The 17,485-nt window shown below is 36.4% G+C and carries 15 protein-coding genes; 12 read left to right on the forward strand and 3 right to left on the reverse strand.

Translation table 11 applies throughout. From position 1 onward, the window contains the following. Positions 1-40: 40 nt before the first annotated feature. Entirely contained in the window at positions 41-817 is a 777-nt protein-coding gene (gene dapF, locus ACSHW7_RS08575; protein WP_435679131.1) for a diaminopimelate epimerase, read from the reverse strand. Between the two features lie 133 nt (positions 818-950). Here dapF and ACSHW7_RS08580 point away from each other — a divergent pair, with 133 nt between their 5' ends. The 10 genes from ACSHW7_RS08580 to ACSHW7_RS08625 all read left to right on the forward strand — a co-directional run bounded on the left by ACSHW7_RS08580 (position 951) and on the right by ACSHW7_RS08625 (position 12,872). Then, the gene (locus ACSHW7_RS08580; RefSeq protein WP_435678929.1) at positions 951-2,348 is read left to right on the forward strand and encodes a S1C family serine protease; all 1,398 of its coding nucleotides are present in this window, start codon (positions 951-953) and stop codon (positions 2,346-2,348) included. Positions 2,349-2,508: 160 nt separating this feature from the next. Then, positions 2,509-3,957 (forward strand): glyceraldehyde-3-phosphate dehydrogenase, encoded by a 1,449-nt coding sequence (locus ACSHW7_RS08585; protein WP_435678930.1) that lies wholly within the window; start codon positions 2,509-2,511, stop codon positions 3,955-3,957. A gap of 175 nt (positions 3,958-4,132) precedes the next feature. Continuing rightward, positions 4,133-5,380, forward strand: a complete 1,248-nt coding sequence (locus ACSHW7_RS08590; RefSeq protein ID WP_435678931.1) for a DUF748 domain-containing protein — start codon at positions 4,133-4,135, stop codon at positions 5,378-5,380. A gap of 128 nt (positions 5,381-5,508) precedes the next feature. After that, positions 5,509-5,955: a GNAT family N-acetyltransferase gene (locus tag ACSHW7_RS08595; protein ID WP_435678932.1), complete on the forward strand. Its 447-nt coding sequence runs from the start codon at positions 5,509-5,511 to the stop codon at positions 5,953-5,955. An 83-nt stretch (positions 5,956-6,038) separates the two neighbouring features. Continuing rightward, positions 6,039-8,468, forward strand: coding sequence for a gliding motility-associated C-terminal domain-containing protein (locus ACSHW7_RS08600; protein ID WP_435678933.1), 2,430 nt, complete (start codon positions 6,039-6,041; stop codon positions 8,466-8,468). A gap of 40 nt (positions 8,469-8,508) precedes the next feature. Next, complete coding sequence (locus ACSHW7_RS08605) at positions 8,509-8,850, forward strand: ribose-5-phosphate isomerase (RefSeq protein ID WP_435678934.1); 342 nt, start codon at positions 8,509-8,511, stop codon at positions 8,848-8,850. A 74-nt stretch (positions 8,851-8,924) separates the two neighbouring features. Next, entirely contained in the window at positions 8,925-9,617 is a 693-nt protein-coding gene (locus ACSHW7_RS08610) for a hypothetical protein (protein ID WP_435678935.1), read from the forward strand. Between the two features lie 137 nt (positions 9,618-9,754). After that, positions 9,755-11,755 (forward strand): excinuclease ABC subunit UvrB, encoded by a 2,001-nt coding sequence (uvrB, locus tag ACSHW7_RS08615; RefSeq protein ID WP_435678936.1) that lies wholly within the window; start codon positions 9,755-9,757, stop codon positions 11,753-11,755. A gap of 2 nt (positions 11,756-11,757) precedes the next feature. Continuing rightward, positions 11,758-12,174 carry a hypothetical protein gene (locus tag ACSHW7_RS08620; RefSeq protein ID WP_435678937.1) on the forward strand — a complete coding sequence of 139 codons (417 nt, stop codon included), beginning with the start codon at positions 11,758-11,760 and terminating at the stop codon, positions 12,172-12,174. Positions 12,175-12,305: 131 nt separating this feature from the next. Beyond that, positions 12,306-12,872: a hypothetical protein gene (locus ACSHW7_RS08625; protein ID WP_435678938.1), complete on the forward strand. Its 567-nt coding sequence runs from the start codon at positions 12,306-12,308 to the stop codon at positions 12,870-12,872. On the opposite strand, the gene ACSHW7_RS08630 is transcribed toward ACSHW7_RS08625, so the two are convergent. Next, positions 12,869-14,389 carry a GH3 family domain-containing protein gene (locus ACSHW7_RS08630; RefSeq protein ID WP_435678939.1) on the reverse strand — a complete coding sequence of 507 codons (1,521 nt, stop codon included), beginning with the start codon at positions 14,387-14,389 and terminating at the stop codon, positions 12,869-12,871. The genes ACSHW7_RS08625 and ACSHW7_RS08630 overlap by 4 nt on opposite strands. A 94-nt stretch (positions 14,390-14,483) precedes the next feature. Between ACSHW7_RS08630 and rluF the strand changes: the two genes are divergently transcribed. Beyond that, positions 14,484-15,425: a 23S rRNA pseudouridine(2604) synthase RluF gene (gene rluF / locus ACSHW7_RS08635; RefSeq protein ID WP_435678940.1), complete on the forward strand. Its 942-nt coding sequence runs from the start codon at positions 14,484-14,486 to the stop codon at positions 15,423-15,425. 366 nt (positions 15,426-15,791) lie between these two features. Next, on the forward strand, positions 15,792-17,081 hold the full coding sequence (locus ACSHW7_RS08640; RefSeq protein ID WP_435678941.1) for a DUF2254 domain-containing protein: 1,290 nt from the start codon (positions 15,792-15,794) through the stop codon (positions 17,079-17,081). Here the strand turns inward: ACSHW7_RS08640 and ACSHW7_RS08645 are convergent. Continuing rightward, positions 17,078-17,470: a TerB family tellurite resistance protein gene (locus ACSHW7_RS08645; RefSeq protein WP_435678942.1), complete on the reverse strand. Its 393-nt coding sequence runs from the start codon at positions 17,468-17,470 to the stop codon at positions 17,078-17,080. The two genes, ACSHW7_RS08640 and ACSHW7_RS08645, sit on opposite strands and share 4 nt — an antisense overlap. Positions 17,471-17,485 lie beyond the last annotated feature (15 nt).

Below are 17,485 nucleotides of genomic sequence, written 5' to 3' on the forward strand. Positions count from 1 at the left end.
ATATCATTTATTTTAAAGTTAGATGACTACATAGTTTAAATTAGATGACAATCGTACCATTAAAAACCTGCATTGCAGGACCAGTTAATGATACATTTTTATATCCATTTCCTTCAACCTCAAAAGAGACTTTTAAAAGTCCGCCGGGGGTTTTTAGTGTAATTCCTTTTGTAGCTGTTTTGCCTGCGGCGTGCATTGCAATGGCAACCGCTGTAACGCCTGTTCCACATGACAAAGTTTCATCTTCAACACCTCTTTCGTAGGTGCGTACTCTAAAAACACTCTCGCTTTCTTTTTCAACAAAATTCACATTGGCTCCCTCTTTTCCGTAGGTATTATTTCTAATTTTTCTTCCTTCGGAAACGACATCAAAAGTATCAATATTAGTGACCATTTGAACGTGATGTGGCGAGCCGGTGTTTAAAAAGCTGAAGTTTTGGTTGTTAGAAATTTCAGTAACATTTGCCATTTGTAATGATACATTTCCGTTGGATATTTCCGCAGTATGCAAACCGTCAATAGCTTCAAACTTGGCGCTTCTATTTATAATTTCTAGAAATGCCGCAAAATGGACAATGCATCTCCCGCCATTTCCGCACATAGTACTTTCGTTTCCGTCGGAATTATAATAGACCATTTTAAAATCTAGTGTAGTATGATTCTCGAGTAAAATGAGCCCATCTGCTCCTATGCCAAATTTTCTGTCACATAATCGAGCGACCAATTTGGTATCATTTTTGGGAAATATGTGCTGACGATTATCTACAAGTATAAAATCGTTTCCCGTCCCTTGATATTTATAAAATGTAAGTTCCACGATGGCAAATATAGTAAAAGCCATTTCTGTGAGCGACATTACCCAGTAGTTAAATGGACGTTAAAAACGTAATATTTTGAAAATATTTTCGTCATAAGTATAGTTATCAATTAGTAATTAAAATTTTGAATTTATGAAACAGACCATGCGCTTATTTGCAGTAGCACTTTTTGCCGGGGCAGCGACCTTAGGCGGCTACAAATTACTAGAGAAGGATGCACCTTTACAATTGGCAACTTCTCAAACCGAATCTCCAATAAATTATACCGCTACAAATTTTTCTGATAGCACACCGACGACAATGATAGATTTCACTGTAGCGGCAGAAGCTACGGTGAATTCTGTAGTGCACGTTATCAATAAAACCATAAGTAGGCAACCTACAAATATCCATGAATTTCTTCGTGGTGGAGGACAACCTCGCGAATTGATTGGTAGTGGTAGTGGCGTTATTATTACGCCAGACGGCTATATCATTACAAACAACCACGTAATTGAAGGTGCTTCACAAATAGAAATCACCCTCAATAATAATTCAACATATCCAGCAGAGTTAATTGGTACCGACCCAAAAACCGATATCGCGCTCGTAAAGATTGACGCTGGAACCGAGTTGCCATTTATAACATTTAGCGACAGTGATACTGTAAAAGTAGGAGAATGGGTACTTGCGGTAGGAAATCCGTTTCGATTGACCTCAACAGTAACTGCTGGGATTGTAAGTGCAAAAGCAAGAGATTTAAATGAACTTGACGGAAATGCGCAGTCCTTTATTCAAACTGATGCTGCCGTAAATCGTGGAAACAGTGGAGGCGCTTTGGTAAACACACGAGGAGAATTAATAGGCATTAATACTGCCATTACTTCTGAAACGGGTTCTTACGTTGGCTATTCCTTCGCCGTTCCTTCAAACATTGCACGAAAAGTGACCGAAGACATTATGGAATTCGGAAATGTGCAACGGGCTATTTTAGGAATTTCAGGGGGAAATCTAGACTCGGCAAGAGCAGAGTATTATGGAGTAAATGATACCGAAGGTGTTTACGTTGGCAGTGTAGAATCTGGAAGTGGTGCAGACCGCGGTGGCATTAAAAAAGGCGATGTCATTAAAAAACTGGATGGATTGTCCGTTACAAAATTCTCAGATTTGACGGGGTATTTGGGAGCTAAAAGACCCAATGACATTGTAGATGTGACCGTTATTAGAGATGGAGATGAAAAAACGATTCCAGTTACATTAATTAAATTAGAAACCCTTGAAATTCCAGATGTTGGCGTTGAAGTGCGAAAAGCAAATATGGCAGACCTTCAAAAATATGGTCTCAAACACGGTGTAGAAATCACCAGAGCCTTGACCGAAGATGTTGCGAGATACAAAATGGAAGGAAACATTATTGTGCAAATAGATGATTACGACACCAAAGATATTGACGATGTTAAAAAAATATTGAATAATCGTAGAAAAAGTGACCCTTTAAAATTGACTTTCGTTAACAAAAAAGGTGAAACGCATTCGTTTATATTTAGGTAATAATTTTATAAAATGAATTACCACCAAAGAGTCTAGAAACTAAAATTCTAGACTCTTTTTTTGCATTATTTAACAAACGAAAACGTTTTAGTTTGACTATTTTTGCGCAAAATTTAAACAACCATTTTCGCTACTGCGGAAATCTAAAAACAACACAACTATGAGTTTTGATGACGTTTATGAAAAAGAACTGTCCTTTCAAACAGATCGCCGTAAAGCAACGGTAGCTTTTATCAATATTATAAGCGATTTATGGTATGATAAGTCTATCGAATTGGTTTTATTCAGAAACCAACTTATCGACCGCAATGTGAGCGAAATTTTAAATCTTCACGAATATGCTGGAGAGTTTGTTCAAAAGCCAATTTCAATATTTGATTCAGTTGAAATTGCACAGGCGATTAAAACGCTTGATCTTCCACCGTCAAAATTGGACATTGGTAAGTTGACGTATGAATATCATTTAGAAGATAATCAACATGCAAATGCATTGGCATTTGTTTCGGATAGATTGAAAGGTGCAAAAGATAAAACAGCAATCGCACCTAAGGATGTTGTGTTATATGGTTTTGGGCGTATTGGTCGTTTATTAGCGCGTGAGTTAATGACGAGAACTGGTAAAGGAAGCCAGATGCGACTGCGTGCGATTGTAACAAGAGGAAAAGTTGACCAAACCGTTTTAGAAAAAAGAGCATCATTGCTACAATACGATTCTGTTCATGGAGATTTTCCTGGAACAGTTCGTGTTGATCTTGAAAATAAAGCATTGGTGATCAATGGAACGACGGTACATATCATTTCAGCAAATGGCCCAGAAGATATCAACTATACAGATTATGGAATCAACGATGCATTGATTATTGATAATACAGGTGCTTTTAGAGACAAGGAAGCACTGCAACGCCATTTAGTTCCTAAAGGTGCTTCAAAAGTTTTATTGACCGCGCCCGGAAAAGGAATTCCTAACATTGTTCACGGTGTAAACCACTTAGAAAATAATCCCGACGAAATCGATATTTTTTCTGCGGCATCGTGTACTACAAATGCGATAACTCCTGTTTTAAAAGCGATTGAAGATAGTTTTGGTGTTGTTCAAGGACATTTGGAAACCATCCACGCCTATACAAACGATCAGAATTTAGTCGATAACATGCACAGCAAATACCGTCGTGGTCGCGCAGCAGCACTAAATATGGTAATTACCGAAACTGGTGCAGGACAAGCTGTTTCAAAAGCACTACCTTCTTTCGAAGGGAAGTTGACTTCAAATGCAATTCGTGTTCCTGTTCCTAATGGTTCTCTTGCTATTTTAAAACTCGAATTAGAGCGAGAAACATCTGTTGATGCTTTGAATGCTACGATGAAGAAATATGCGTTGGAAGGTGATTTGGTAGAGCAAATTCAATACTCGTTGAATAATGAGTTAGTTTCTAGCGACATTGTTGGTTCTTCAGCACCATCAATTTTTGACAGCAATGCAACCATTGTGGCAAAAGATGGAAAAAACTGCGTGCTTTATGTTTGGTACGATAACGAATATGGCTACAGCCATCAAGTAATTAGACTTGCAAAGCACATTTCAAAAGTAAGACGTTATACGTATTATTAGTAGTATAATTTCTTCGGAAATTTTAAACAACCGCAACACTAGTCTTTCGATAAATGTTGCGGTTTTTTTTATATCTCAAATGCTAAAAATTGGATTTAGAAACTTCTAAATGACTCTTTTATTTTATGACTTCGTTAACTGACAATCAACACCAAAACGTAGAAATTTGTCTGCTATGGCAGACGAAAAAACACCAAAGAAGAAACGTAAAGCGTATAAAAAGAAACGGTACACATTTCCTATTATACTGCTAATAGTTTTAATTGCGGCAAGAATTTATTTGCCTTATTATGTAAAAGACCACATAAATAAAGTACTTGCAAATATCCCAGGATATTATGGACAAGTAGATGATGTCACTATTTCGTTGTACCGCGGAGCGTACGGAATTAATGGAATGTATCTCAATAAAATTGATGCTGAAACGCAAGTCAAATTTCTAAATTTTCCGAAGAACGACATATCTATAGAATGGAAATCACTCTTTAAAGGTAAAATTGTTGCCGAAATTACCATGAACAGCCCAGAAGTAATCTATGTTTTTGAGGACCAACAAACCACTCCACCCGAAGGAGAAGCAGACGTTGAGGACTGGACAAAAGCATTGACTGATATTGTTCCGTTAGAAATAAATCACTTTGAAGTATATGATGGCAAAGTGTCTTTTGTGCAGCTTTCGGCTGAGCCAAATATTGATTTATCTATTGAAAAAGTAACACTTACTGCGGACAACCTTCGTAATGTAATTGAGAAAGAACGCGTTTTGCCCTCTCCAGTCACAGCCACGGGAGTTTCTTTTGGTGGCGGAAATGTGAAGCTCGACGGAAATATGAATATCATTAAAGAGGTACCAGATATGGACCTCGCTTTTTCATTAGAAAACTCAAATGCTAGTGCACTCAATGATATGACGAGTTACTATTCGGGATTAGATTTTGAGAGTGGGACTTTTAATCTTTATAGCGAAATAGCAATTGCAGACGGATATCTGAAAGGTTATGTAAAACCTATGATTAAAAATTCAAAATTAATTGGAAAAGAAGATGGATTTTTGGAAACACTTTGGGAAGGGTTTGTTGGTTTTTTTAAATTCGTATTAAAAAATCAAGGGACAGATACAGTAGCCACCCAAGTTCCTATCGAGGGAGATTTAAATGATGTAAAAGCAGGAGTTTGGCCAACAATAGGAAACATCTTTAAGAACGGGTGGTTTGATGCATTTAAAGGAGAGACAGATAATAGCATAGAATTTAATGACGCTTTCAATGACGATAAAAATCTAACCCCAAAAGAACGACGACAGAAAAGACGCGAAGAACGCAAAGAAAATCGCGAGGCAAAAAAAGAAAACGACAGTACCGAAGGTTTCTTCAAAAGGCTATTTGATGGAGCAGAAGAAGAAACGAATGATGATCGTTATTAAATATTTGTAAATAATTTCTTCGGAAATATTAAACAATCGCAACACTAGTCTTTTTGATAAATGTTGTGGTTGTTGCGTTTAAATTTATAGTAGTTTTATGCTCAATCAATTCAGACAATTCTATCAATATGAAAATCATTAAAGCTACTGTTGAAAACTTAGACCAATTGGCTCCACTCTTCAATGAGTATAGAGTGTTCTATAAACAAGCTTCAAGTGTCTTTGCTACCAAGCAATTTTTAACACAACGGTTTCAAGAAAATGATTCGGTGATATTTTTGGCAATTTTTGACAATGGCGAAGGAATGGGATTTACGCAGTTATATCCAAGTTTTTCATCGGTTGCAATGCAACGTACTTATATTTTGAATGATTTGTTTGTTGCTACACATTTCAGAAAAAAAGGTGTTGCTGAAAATTTGATGAATCGTGCTAAAGAATTTGCCATTGAAAAAAATGCCCGAGGGCTTACGCTTGAAACGGACACTGATAATCCTGCTCAAAAATTGTACGAACGATTGGGATGGGTAAAAGATACTGCCGTATTTCATTATACTTGGGAAGTTAAAAATTGAGGTCTTAACCGCGCAATCCTTAGGTTCGATAGATTTTTTTGCTAAACTCAAAAATGCCTATATTTATCAGTAACATTGCCACTATGAAATCTCACTATTTTATTTTTTTCTTACTATCCTTTTGTACAATAGGAATTTCCGAAGCACAAGACGTGTCGTTGTTTCAACAATTTAATGGGCAGTATGACTATCTCGCTTTTGGAAACACATTGAATACCGGTGAAAACACGGGAGCTGTCCCCCCTACTCCATGTGAGATATTGACCTCTAGTAGCGCACCTTTCGCATTGCAACCGGGTCAAAGCTTGGTTGCCGCGTATCTTTATTGGGCAGGCTCAGGACGAGGAGATTTGCAAGTAAATTTTAATGGGACGCAAGTAACATCGCAACGTACTTTTAGTGATAGTCTAAGCGATGAGTTAGTTTATTTTGCAGCCTTTGCAGATGTGACTTCTATCGTTGCCGCAAGCGGAAACGGAACATACACATTATCTGAGTTAGACCTTACAGATATTATAGCAGCGTATTGTGGAAATACTACAAATTTTGCAGGTTGGGCAGTTACCGTAATTTATGAAGATGCTACGCTACCCTTAAACCAAGTAAGCATTTTTGATGGGTTGGAGAGTGTTTCATCAACAAATAACAGTTTAGATATTCAGCTTGATAATTTAAATGTTTTAGATAATATTGGCGCTCGCATTGGCTTTACCGCATGGGAAGGTGATCAGTCGCTAGCAGTGATGGAAACATTGCTCATTAATGGAAACTTAATTAGCAACCCACCACTAAACCCAGCAGACAATGCCTTTAATGGAACCAATAGTTTTACCAATCAAAGCAATATTTATAATATGGATATTGACACGTATTCCATTGAAAACAACATTAGCCCAGGCGATACGAGCGCTTTGATTAGTCTAACTTCGGGGCAGGATTTTGTGATGATCAATAATGTGGTCACAGTTTTAAATTCTGAATTGCCAGATGCTACCATTACAATTGATGATACTGTGGGAGGATTGGTTTGCGGCAATCGAGATATAACACTTGATTACACCGTTTACAATGTAAATAGCACCGATGAGCTGCCTGCAAATACACCCATTGCTTTTTATGCGAATAATACGCTAGTAGGGCAAGCTGAAACAACTACAATTATACCCATTGGCGGACAAGAATCTGGCAGTATTGATTTGAACATCCCAGAAAATCTGGGTGCCGATTTTGTTCTTCGAGCAGCTGTAGATGATAATGGCTCGGGCGCCAGCACAGTCAATGAAATCAATGAGGACAATAACAATTTTACATTAGATTATCATTTACTTGTCTTCCCCAATCTTAACGCACTGAAAGACTTAGAACGCTGTGATGCCGTGGGCATAGAACTTTTTGATTTAAACGATGCGCTAAGTCAAGTGGCCCCTAATCTTATTGTAACATTCCACTTAACGCAGGATGACGCCACAAACAACATAAACCCTATAACAGACCCTGAAAATTTTGAGAATACAGACAACCCGCAAACTATTTATGTACGCGCAGATAATACCGAATGTAACATAACAGATAGTTTCACAGTAGAAGTCATCATCTGCCCACTTCCAGATGCAACCATAGAACTTATAGATAATTTAATCGCTTGCAGAGGTCGGGATTTTAACTTTGATTACACCGTTTTTAATACCCTAGGTACGGCTAGTTTGCCAGCCGCTACACCCATTGCTTTTTATATTGATAGTGTTTTAGTAGGACAATCAATGACTCAAAATGACATTCCCATTGGCGGTAGCGAAGTTGGAAATGTTACTATTTCCCTTGATGAAACAATACCAGATACCTTTATAATTCTCGCCATAGTTGATGATGCGGGAGACGGAACAAGTATTGTTGAGGAACTTGACGAAACAAACAATGAATTTACGAGCATGGTTATGTTTGAGTCAATACCAGCAATTACAGATCTTCCAAATTTAACAGCTTGTAACGTGGGATTCGGTTCGGCTATTTTTGATTTAACCGTTCAAGATGATTTAATTTCTACGAACGATGAAGATATCATCAACTACTTTACATCTGCAGACAATGCAATCGCAAATCAATTCCCTATTGAAATTCCTGCCGAATATCAAAGTAGCGGTGGCGTACAAACAATTTTTGTAAGGCTTGATACCGAAATTTGTTTCACAATAGCTTCGTTTATGGTGATTACTGAAAATTGCCCACCCTTTATTCCCCAAGGATTTTCGCCCAACAACGACAACATTAATGATGAATTTGAAATATCTGGACTACTCAATATTTTTAAAAATTTCGAACTAAGACTGTACAGCCGAGAAGGAAATCTCATTTTTGAAGGCACGCACGAAGATGGTTTTTGGGATGGGATTCCCAATACTGGTTTGCTTTTTGATTCAACATTAGTCCCTGTGGGCACATACTTTTACGTGCTCTACTTAAATGACGAACAATATCCAGATGCATTTACAGGTTGGGTGTATATCAATTATTAAATGTGTAGTAGAAAAATCTACGATTTTACATTTCAGCAAAATGCCTTATCAGATATACGTAATAGAATTATCCAAAAGAGTTTTTACTGAAAACGCAAAATTCCGGAATGCAAATCCGCAATTTAATGGTGTGCTACAATGTTTATATGTGGGAATGACGAGTAAGACTCCCAAAGAACGATTTACCCAACATAAAACCGGTTTCAGAAATAAAAAAGGTCATAAGCTCTCTTCAAATATTGTTGAAAAATATGGCATGTATCTTAGGCCCAGTTTATACAATCACATAGCCCCAGTCAAAACCAGAGCAGAAGCACTTAAAATGGAAGAAGCCTTAGCCTTGGATTTACGAAGACAGCGCTATGCGGTATGGTTTAATTGAAATCGTTAAAAAAAAGTTTCTTCAGATTTCAAGATGAATTCAACTATTCTTCTAGTTTTACACAAAAAAAGAAAATGAAAAATTTGTTAATTGCCGTCATTTTATTGACAAGCATTTGTGCTAATGCACAGCGAAGTAACAAACTAGAAAGGTTTCCAAATGCAGACGACGCCTATATTACTTTTGAAATATTCTCACCATTCTACATTGCCAATCCTCGCTACCGCTTAGGGTATATTCATCCTTTGAGCAAATCGTTGAAAATAGGTGGTGAAATTGGTCTTGGCTCTGATGAGACGACAGTCACCATTGCCCAATACGACGATCAAGAAGACTTTTCCATTTTTGAAGCCAGAGCACAAGTGTATTATATTTTAAACCCTTCCAAACGGGTCAATCATTATATTTCGATAGAGCCTTTTTACTTCAATCAAAACTCCGTGATAAATTTTAGTAATTTCAGAAATGAGGACGGGTTCACCATTCGTTATGACCAAGCAGATTATCAGCGCGAAAAAATTGGTACAAACTTATTATACGGCGTTTTTATTCCTTTCGGAAAATCTGTGGGGCTCAATTTCTATGTGGGTCTTGGCGTTCGTTCAAGAACAAATACGTACACCAATCTCGTCAATCCAGAAACCTCTTCATTTTATGATTATGACGATGATTATTTTTTTGATATCGAAGATTATCGTGAGCGAGAGGGAACAACTACAGGCTTAAACATTTCGGCGGGTGGTAAGTTTTTTGTTATACTTGATTAGTAAGTAAACAGTGATTTCTTCGGGAATATTTTACTTTAAAAAAGTTAAACTTTAATACAATTTTAAGGCTTCGGAAATGGATAACACCCAATTTCCGAAGCTAAATTTAGTAACTTTACGGATTACTGAAATGTGCTATGAAATTTAAACTTGAATCTGAATTTAAACCTACCGGCGACCAACCAACAGCGATAAAATCATTGGTTTCGGGAATCAATTCCGACGAAAAATACCAAACCTTATTAGGAGTTACGGGAAGTGGAAAGACGTTTACTATTGCAAATGTAATTCAAGAAGTTCAAAAACCTACCTTGGTGTTAGCACACAACAAAACGCTGGCAGCTCAATTATACCAAGAGTTCAAAATGTTTTTTCCGAACAATGCCGTTGAATATTTTGTTTCGTATTACGATTATTATCAACCCGAAGCTTTCATCCCAACAAGTGGAACCTACATTGAAAAAGACCTTTCGATAAACGAAGAAATTGAGGTTATGCGATTAAGCACCACCTCTTCCCTACTTTCGGGAAGGCGTGATGTTATTGTAGTCGCATCGGTTTCGTGTTTATACGGAATTGGTAATCCTGCTGAATTTCAGAAGAACGTAATCAGTCTTCAAAAAAATCAAATTATTTCCCGTACAAAATTATTGCACCGTCTTGTGCAAAGTCTTTATTCAAGAACCGAAGCAGATTTTAACCATGGGCGTTTTAGAATAAAAGGAGACACCGTGGATGTATTTCCGGGGTATGCTGACCACGCGTTTAGAATACATTTTTTTGGCGACGAAGTGGAAGAAATTGAAGCATTTGATCCACTCAATAATAACGTGATTGAAAAATATGACCGTCTAAATATTTATCCAGCAAATATGTTTGTGACATCACCAGATGTGCTGCAAGGTGCTATTAGAGAAATACAAGATGATCTTGTGAATCAAGTGGATTATTTTAAAGAGATAGGAAAACATCTTGAAGCAAAGCGACTGGACGAACGTACTAATTTTGATTTAGAAATGATCAGAGAGTTAGGCTACTGTAGCGGGATAGAAAATTACTCGCGCTATCTCGACGGACGATTGCCAGGAACGAGACCTTTCTGTTTATTGGACTTTTTTCCAGATGATTATTTGATGATTGTCGATGAAAGTCACGTGATGATTCCGCAAGTGGGTGCTATGTATGGCGGTGATAGATCACGTAAAGAAAATCTCGTTGAATATGGTTTTAGATTGCCTGCCGCAATGGATAATAGACCATTAAAGTTTGAGGAATTTGAGGCCATGCAAAATCAAGTAATTTACGTAAGCGCAACTCCCGCAGATTATGAATTAGAAAAGACAGATGGAGTTTACATTGAACAGATTATTCGCCCAACGGGGTTATTGGACCCGCCTATTGAAGTGCGACCTAGCCTCAATCAAATTGATGACCTCATTGAAGAAATGCAACTGCGCATTGAAAAAGATGAGCGTATTTTAGTGACAACACTAACAAAAAGGATGGCGGAAGAATTGACGAAATATCTTTCGCGAGTAAATATTAGAGTTAATTATATTCATAGCGATGTTGACACCCTTGAACGCGTTCAAATTATGCAGGATTTACGCCTTGGTCTGTACGACGTACTTGTAGGTGTAAATTTATTGAGAGAAGGGCTTGATTTACCAGAGGTTTCGCTCGTTGCCATTCTCGATGCTGACAAAGAAGGGTTTTTGAGAAGCAATCGTTCTTTGACGCAAACGGTGGGACGTGCCGCCCGAAATTTAAATGGAAAGGCAATTATGTATGCTGATAAAATTACCAAAAGCATGCAAGCAACCATTGATGCAACAGAATATAGAAGAGAGAAACAAATAGCGTACAACAAAGAAAACAACATCACTCCAACGGCTATTAAAAAGAGTTTTGAAAATGCGTTGACAAAATCAAAACAAGAAGCATATACTTTTGAAACTGCTGAGACTTTAAGCGCTGCTGAACCAGAAGATCAATATTTAACAAAGCCGCAGATTGAAAAGAAAATAAGAGACACACGCAAAGCCATGGAAAAAGCTGCCAAAGAATTAGACTTTATGATGGCAGCAAAATTGCGCGATAAAATAAAACTACTTCAAAAACAGGTGGAAACAGAATAATTATGAAAACAAGCAATATTATAACACTTATATTTCTAACCATTCCTATTGGAATTTTCGGACAAAACTTAGAATGTGAGGATTTTAGAGAAGGGAGTTTTTTCATTGAATCAACTATGAATGGGGCTGATATCCGATTTGAAATGAGTAGAACTGGCAATAATCAAATTGAATATTATGGCATCGATGAAGCTTTACATTTAAATCTTGAATGGATTGATGAATGTACCTATATAATGAAATTAGATGAATCAAAAAGTGATCAAGATCCTGCTTCAAAATTTATAAATGAAAACGGAGGTATTTACGTCACTAAAAAGTACATTGAAAAAAACTGTTTTTACTATACCTCCAATTTTAAATTACCAAATGACGAATTGGTTACAATAGATGGTCGAATTTGTAAAGAGGAAATTTAAAAACAAGCAAATGTTTGGTTGCAGTTGAATACTTTAAATGAATAAAGAAAATACCAAAACATCAACTCGAGAAAAAATTTACAATGCCCTTAACACACTATATTTTTATATTGCTTTACTTTCCCCTTTCTATGATAGCACAAGAAAAAATAAATCTTACTAATAAAATAATCCCAGAAAGTATAAAAAAAGAAGCTCTTGTCGCTCTCTCACATTACCCCGAGCTAGCCGAAACTGAAATCACTTTTGAATTTAAAGACAATATTAAAAAATCTACAATGCAGGCGCAGCCAACGTTTGGTAGTTTTTTCAGAAATAAAAAAAAGAGAAGCTACCGAATAAAAATTAGTCGAAAAATCCAAATTGAAAATGAACAACTTTCTATTGAAGATGTCCCCAGCGATGTAATGATTGGCTGGCTTGGACACGAGCTTGGACACGTTATGGATTATCGAAGTAGATCGAATGTAGGGATGATTATTTTTGGATTTAAGTATTTGTTTTCTGGCGCCCATATTCAAGAAGTAGAGCGTGCAGCAGATACTTTTGCAATCGTACATGGTATGGGAGACTATATTTTAAAAACGAAGAATTTTATTCTTGATCATGCCAACATTTCAGAAAAATACAAAGCTAAATTACGCAGATTATATATGTCACCAGAAGAAGTAATGCATTTATTAAAGGAGTATAATTAAACACTTTTAACAAACGTTTCCCACTCTTTAAATTTCTCCTCGTCCATTACTCTGGCCATTTTTACCTGCCCACCCTTTTTCTTATTACTTGCATTCCAGTCGTAAAAAACATTGGGAGATACAGTTGTAACCTTAACCCCTTTTAGTGCTTTACTTCTCGCTACTTTATAGTTTTTATTAGCACCTTTCAAAGCGTCATCAAGTGCTTCTGAAATTTTAACGGGGTCTATTTTTGCCTCTGTTCCCAAATACCAATGGTGATAAAAATCGCCATCAATATTTACTGCTGCCAAGGTGAATTCAGGAATTTCAATGTCAAATTGTTCCTCCATTTCCCGAAGCGCAACATCCATTTTATTTACTGAAAGTTGAGAACCTACAACATTTAAGAAAAACTTTGTCCTTCCCGTTATGATTATTTCGGCACGTTCAATATCTGTAAAAGCAATCGTGTCCCCTATTAAATAACGCCACGCTCCTGCAACAGTACTAATGACCAATGCGTAATCTTGATCCAATTCAACTTCATCTAATGTTAAAGAAGGTGCATCATTTGACAAGGAACCATCTTCTAGAATATATTCTGGTTTAAAAGGAACAAACTCGAAATATATTCCGCCATCGGTTACTAATTTCATCGAAGTCGTTTCCGGTCTTTGCTGAAATGCAATAAAACCTTCAGAAGCTAAATAGGTATCAATTACTGTAATGGGTTTTGATAAAATTAAATCAAAACTTTTCTCATAGGGCTTGAATGCAACTCCCCCACTTGTATAAACTTGCAAGTTAGGCCACACATCGTGAATGGTTTCCGCATTGTGATATTCAATCACCTTTTTCATCATCAATTCCATCCAAGAAGGGATTCCACTGAGTGCACCAATATCCCACGTTTTTGCCCTTTCGGCAATAGTTTGAACGCGCTCATCCCAATCAGCAATTTTAGCAATATCTTCTCCCGGTTTGTAATATCCCTTAAACCAAAATGGAATATTGCTCGCCGTAATCCCACTAATTTCTCCTTCTAAGAATTCGCCTCTCTTCTCAAGATCTGTGGAACTCCCGAGCATCATAATTTCTTTTTCAAAAAAATCGGGCTCTAAATCAAAATTATAAAGAGCACCAACTTGCTGTACACCTGCATTTTTTATGGCGTCAATCATTGCATCTGTAACAGGGATTCTTTTACTTTCTTTACCCGTGGTGCCACTACTCAATGCAAAATATGAAGGTTTTCCCGGCCATGAAATATCTTCTAGGCCGTCAATGACTCTACACCACCATTCATCTTTCATTTTATTGTAATCATGAAATGGAATTGCATTACTGAATGATTTTTGGATTTCTTCGGAATCTAAAATTTTTGTAAAAGCGTAATATTTCCCAAAGGATGTATTCTTTGCAGTCTCCAGCAATTTAGTCAAAACATCACGCTGCTCTTCTCGTGGTGACGTTTCCGAAGTTAATGTACCGCGCAAATCGATTGCTCCTTTTATTATTGATCCTAAAATCGCCATAGTGTAGATTGTTTGTTGCAAATTACAACAAACAGAAATTTCAAGTATATGATTTAATATAGGTTTAACGAAAGTCAAATAGTATCTTTGTATCATGGCAAATCACCCAGATTCTATAAGACTCAACAAGGCAATTAGTGATAGCGGCTACTGCTCTAGGCGGCAAGCTGATGTACTCATTGAACGTGGTAGGGTTACCATAAATGGCGAAGTGATGACTCTCGGAGACCGCGCAATGCCCGGCGACAGGATTGAAGTGGATGGCAAATTGATTACAAAGAATGACAATCTAGTTTATATCGCACTTAACAAACCCGTGGGTATTACCTGTACGACTGACCGAAGAGTGAAAGGAAATGTAGTCGATTTTATTAATCACAGCGAACGTATTTTTCATGTGGGTCGTCTTGACAAGCCCAGTGAAGGATTGTTGTTGATGACGAATGACGGCGATATTGTAAACAAGATTCTACGCGCAGGTAATCGACATGAAAAAGAATATATTGTAAAAACCGATCGCCATATTACGGACGAGTTTCTTCATAAAATGCGCAACGGAATCCCACTTGATGAACTGGAAACCACTACAAAAAAATGTGAGGTAGAACGCGTGAGCCGATTTGTATTTAGAATTATTTTAATCCAAGGATTGAACAGACAGATACGGCGTATGTGCGAATATTTAGGGTTCGAAGTTTTAGAATTGAAGCGCATTCGCATAATGAATATTGAATTGGGCGACTTACCCATTGGCAAATGGCGCGATTTAACCCCTGCTGAAATTTCTGGACTTCAAGAAGCCGTTAGCGATAGTGAAAACAGTTCTTTTGTTGACCAAAAAAATGATAGAGGTTCTCGTAAAATGAAAGAAGAAGATGATGGGAATCGTATAAGTGATTCTTCGGAAAAGAGAAACAACAGAAATTCTAGTTCAATTTCAGAAGAAAAAAACAACAATAAAAGAGATAAAAATAGCTTACAAAGAAATGTCGAAAGAAGCTCTGGAGGTAGGAGAAGGCGCGGTAGAACTAGTTAAATTTTGACAAAAAAATAATCACACGCGGCCGGGTGACGTGTGATCTTTCAACTAACTAACCAAATTAAATTTCAATTATGAAATTCCCCAGCCATTTTCTTAAATAAAGTTTTCTATTAATAAAGTACTCTACATTTCTTTATTAAACTTTTGCAAATATCGCAATTATCACATTTTATCAATACATATAATATCGATTATTAACGTTCTAAAAGAGTGGATTATCGAAAACCACAGGTTCTTAACAACTTGTACTTAAACTTTTAATTAAAGTTATACAAAATAAATGTAGTGCAATTTTATTTAAGGGAACTTTAAGACAAATAGGTATTATTCTAGGTATTTTTAAAGCATAGAATAATACCTATGATTAAACTATACAACCGCACCCTAAGTTTTTTTAATACTATTGAAGGGAAAATCGCTTTTTACCCTACATTATTAGCATTGGGAGGATTTATATTATCCTTCTCTATGATGCTTCTTGAAGAAAATGGAGTGTCAAAAATGATTCTCGAAACTTTTCCGCGATTAATGCTTCAAGATGGTGATACCGCATTGACGGTAATGAGTACCTGCGTAGGAGGAATTATCTCAATGATGGTGTTCAGTTTTTCAATGGTTATGTTATTGCTTAGCCAAGCATCAAGTAATTTTTCTCCAAGATTGTTGCCAGGTTTGATTTCTGATAAAATTCATCAATTAATTTTAGGAACGTATTTAGCGACCATCATCTATTTTATTTTTACGCTCTTCTCTATTGAGCCAGATGACGAGAAATACACTTTACCGGGTATGTCCATTTTAATAGGGATTTTGCTTACCATTATCTGCTTAGGAGCTTTTATTTATTTTATTCATAACATTTCGCAAAGGATACAAATCAATAACATACTTGATGATATTTATTCGAAATCTAAAAAACGTCTTGAAGAAGTTATTTGTTTAGAAGATGAAAGTTCTGACCGACTAAAAAGTACGTTTCCCGATAGTAAAAACTGGTATTCTTATTCGACAAGAAGAAGTGGCTATTTTCAAAATATTTCAATTTCAAATGTCATTTCGTTCTGTAAAGATGAGGATATACAAATTTATATTACCATACCTAAAGGCTTCTTTGTGCTTAGCCATGTTCCATTCATTTATACAAGTAGAGAAATTTCAGAAGAAAAACTGAAAAGACTTTTGGCTAATTTCAACTTTTCACGGGGCGAACTTGTTGAAGACAATTACATCTTAGCGTTCAAACAAATAACCGAAATAGCAGTGAAAGCAATGTCTCCGGGAATCAATGACCCAGGAACTGCAATTAACGCCATTGATTATTTGACAGAGCTTTTTACAATTAGAATGCGAAAGAAAGATAATGGTGTGATTGTAAAAGACGAGGCTGTGTATGCTAAGATTGCCGTAGTTTCATTTGAAGAATTGTTATACTATTCTATGGCTTCGTTGCGCACCTATACAAAGCACGACCCTATTATAGTTCAAAAATTACTCTGGATGCTGGGTTACTTATTAAATCAAAACGCAGAGCAAAATGAGTATATAGAAATTATTAATGAGGAAATTAAAGCCTTAAAAGAAGATGCAAAACACGCTTTTGGCAATGAAAGAGATTTTAAAGCCATCATGAATCTGCCGATACAAAACTAATTGTAATAGGTTTTAAAAATTTTCAAAATATCTTCTGAAGGGATAGTTTTTTGACCCTCGGCAAACTTTAAAAGCATTTGGTTTACAACACCTTGTCGAATGCCCATTTTTAAACCGAATTGTTTAATTGCAGTAATCTCACTTTCGTGGGTTTCATCATCAATATTCATTATTAAAACCAATTTATAGAAATGTGTGATTCTACCCATTTCAGTGGGAATTTTAGTTGACGGCAACGGCTCGTGAAATAGGTCGTTTACTTCTTTTGCTGAAACGTGCATTTTTTCAGCGATACGGTGGATAAAATCATATTCTGCTTCGTCAATTTTATCGTCGGCTTTTGCGATAACTATCAAATCGCTTATTAATGCTTGGTTTTCTTTATTCATTTTATAAATATAAAA

The organism is Patiriisocius sp., from assembly GCF_051252435.1.
Lineage (GTDB): Bacteria > Bacteroidota > Bacteroidia > Flavobacteriales > Flavobacteriaceae > Patiriisocius.

What these genes read in the sequence shown, in the direction of transcription:
- ACSHW7_RS08630 (WP_435678939.1), bottom strand. Translation starts at nt 14,389, where the DNA reads ATGGCGATTTTAGGATCAATAATAAAAGGAGCAATCGATTTGCGCGGT.
- uvrB (WP_435678936.1), top strand. Translation starts at nt 9,755, where the DNA reads ATGAAATTTAAACTTGAATCTGAATTTAAACCTACCGGCGACCAACCA.
- ACSHW7_RS08585 (WP_435678930.1), top strand. Translation starts at nt 2,509, where the DNA reads ATGAGTTTTGATGACGTTTATGAAAAAGAACTGTCCTTTCAAACAGAT.
- ACSHW7_RS08620 (WP_435678937.1), top strand. Translation starts at nt 11,758, where the DNA reads ATGAAAACAAGCAATATTATAACACTTATATTTCTAACCATTCCTATT.
- ACSHW7_RS08610 (WP_435678935.1), top strand. Translation starts at nt 8,925, where the DNA reads ATGAAAAATTTGTTAATTGCCGTCATTTTATTGACAAGCATTTGTGCT.
- ACSHW7_RS08645 (WP_435678942.1), bottom strand. Translation starts at nt 17,470, where the DNA reads ATGAATAAAGAAAACCAAGCATTAATAAGCGATTTGATAGTTATCGCA.
- ACSHW7_RS08640 (WP_435678941.1), top strand. Translation starts at nt 15,792, where the DNA reads ATGATTAAACTATACAACCGCACCCTAAGTTTTTTTAATACTATTGAA.
- ACSHW7_RS08595 (WP_435678932.1), top strand. Translation starts at nt 5,509, where the DNA reads ATGAAAATCATTAAAGCTACTGTTGAAAACTTAGACCAATTGGCTCCA.
- ACSHW7_RS08580 (WP_435678929.1), top strand. Translation starts at nt 951, where the DNA reads ATGAAACAGACCATGCGCTTATTTGCAGTAGCACTTTTTGCCGGGGCA.
- rluF (WP_435678940.1), top strand. Translation starts at nt 14,484, where the DNA reads ATGGCAAATCACCCAGATTCTATAAGACTCAACAAGGCAATTAGTGAT.
- ACSHW7_RS08600 (WP_435678933.1), top strand. Translation starts at nt 6,039, where the DNA reads ATGAAATCTCACTATTTTATTTTTTTCTTACTATCCTTTTGTACAATA.
- ACSHW7_RS08590 (WP_435678931.1), top strand. Translation starts at nt 4,133, where the DNA reads ATGGCAGACGAAAAAACACCAAAGAAGAAACGTAAAGCGTATAAAAAG.
- ACSHW7_RS08625 (WP_435678938.1), top strand. Translation starts at nt 12,306, where the DNA reads ATGATAGCACAAGAAAAAATAAATCTTACTAATAAAATAATCCCAGAA.
- ACSHW7_RS08605 (WP_435678934.1), top strand. Translation starts at nt 8,509, where the DNA reads ATGCCTTATCAGATATACGTAATAGAATTATCCAAAAGAGTTTTTACT.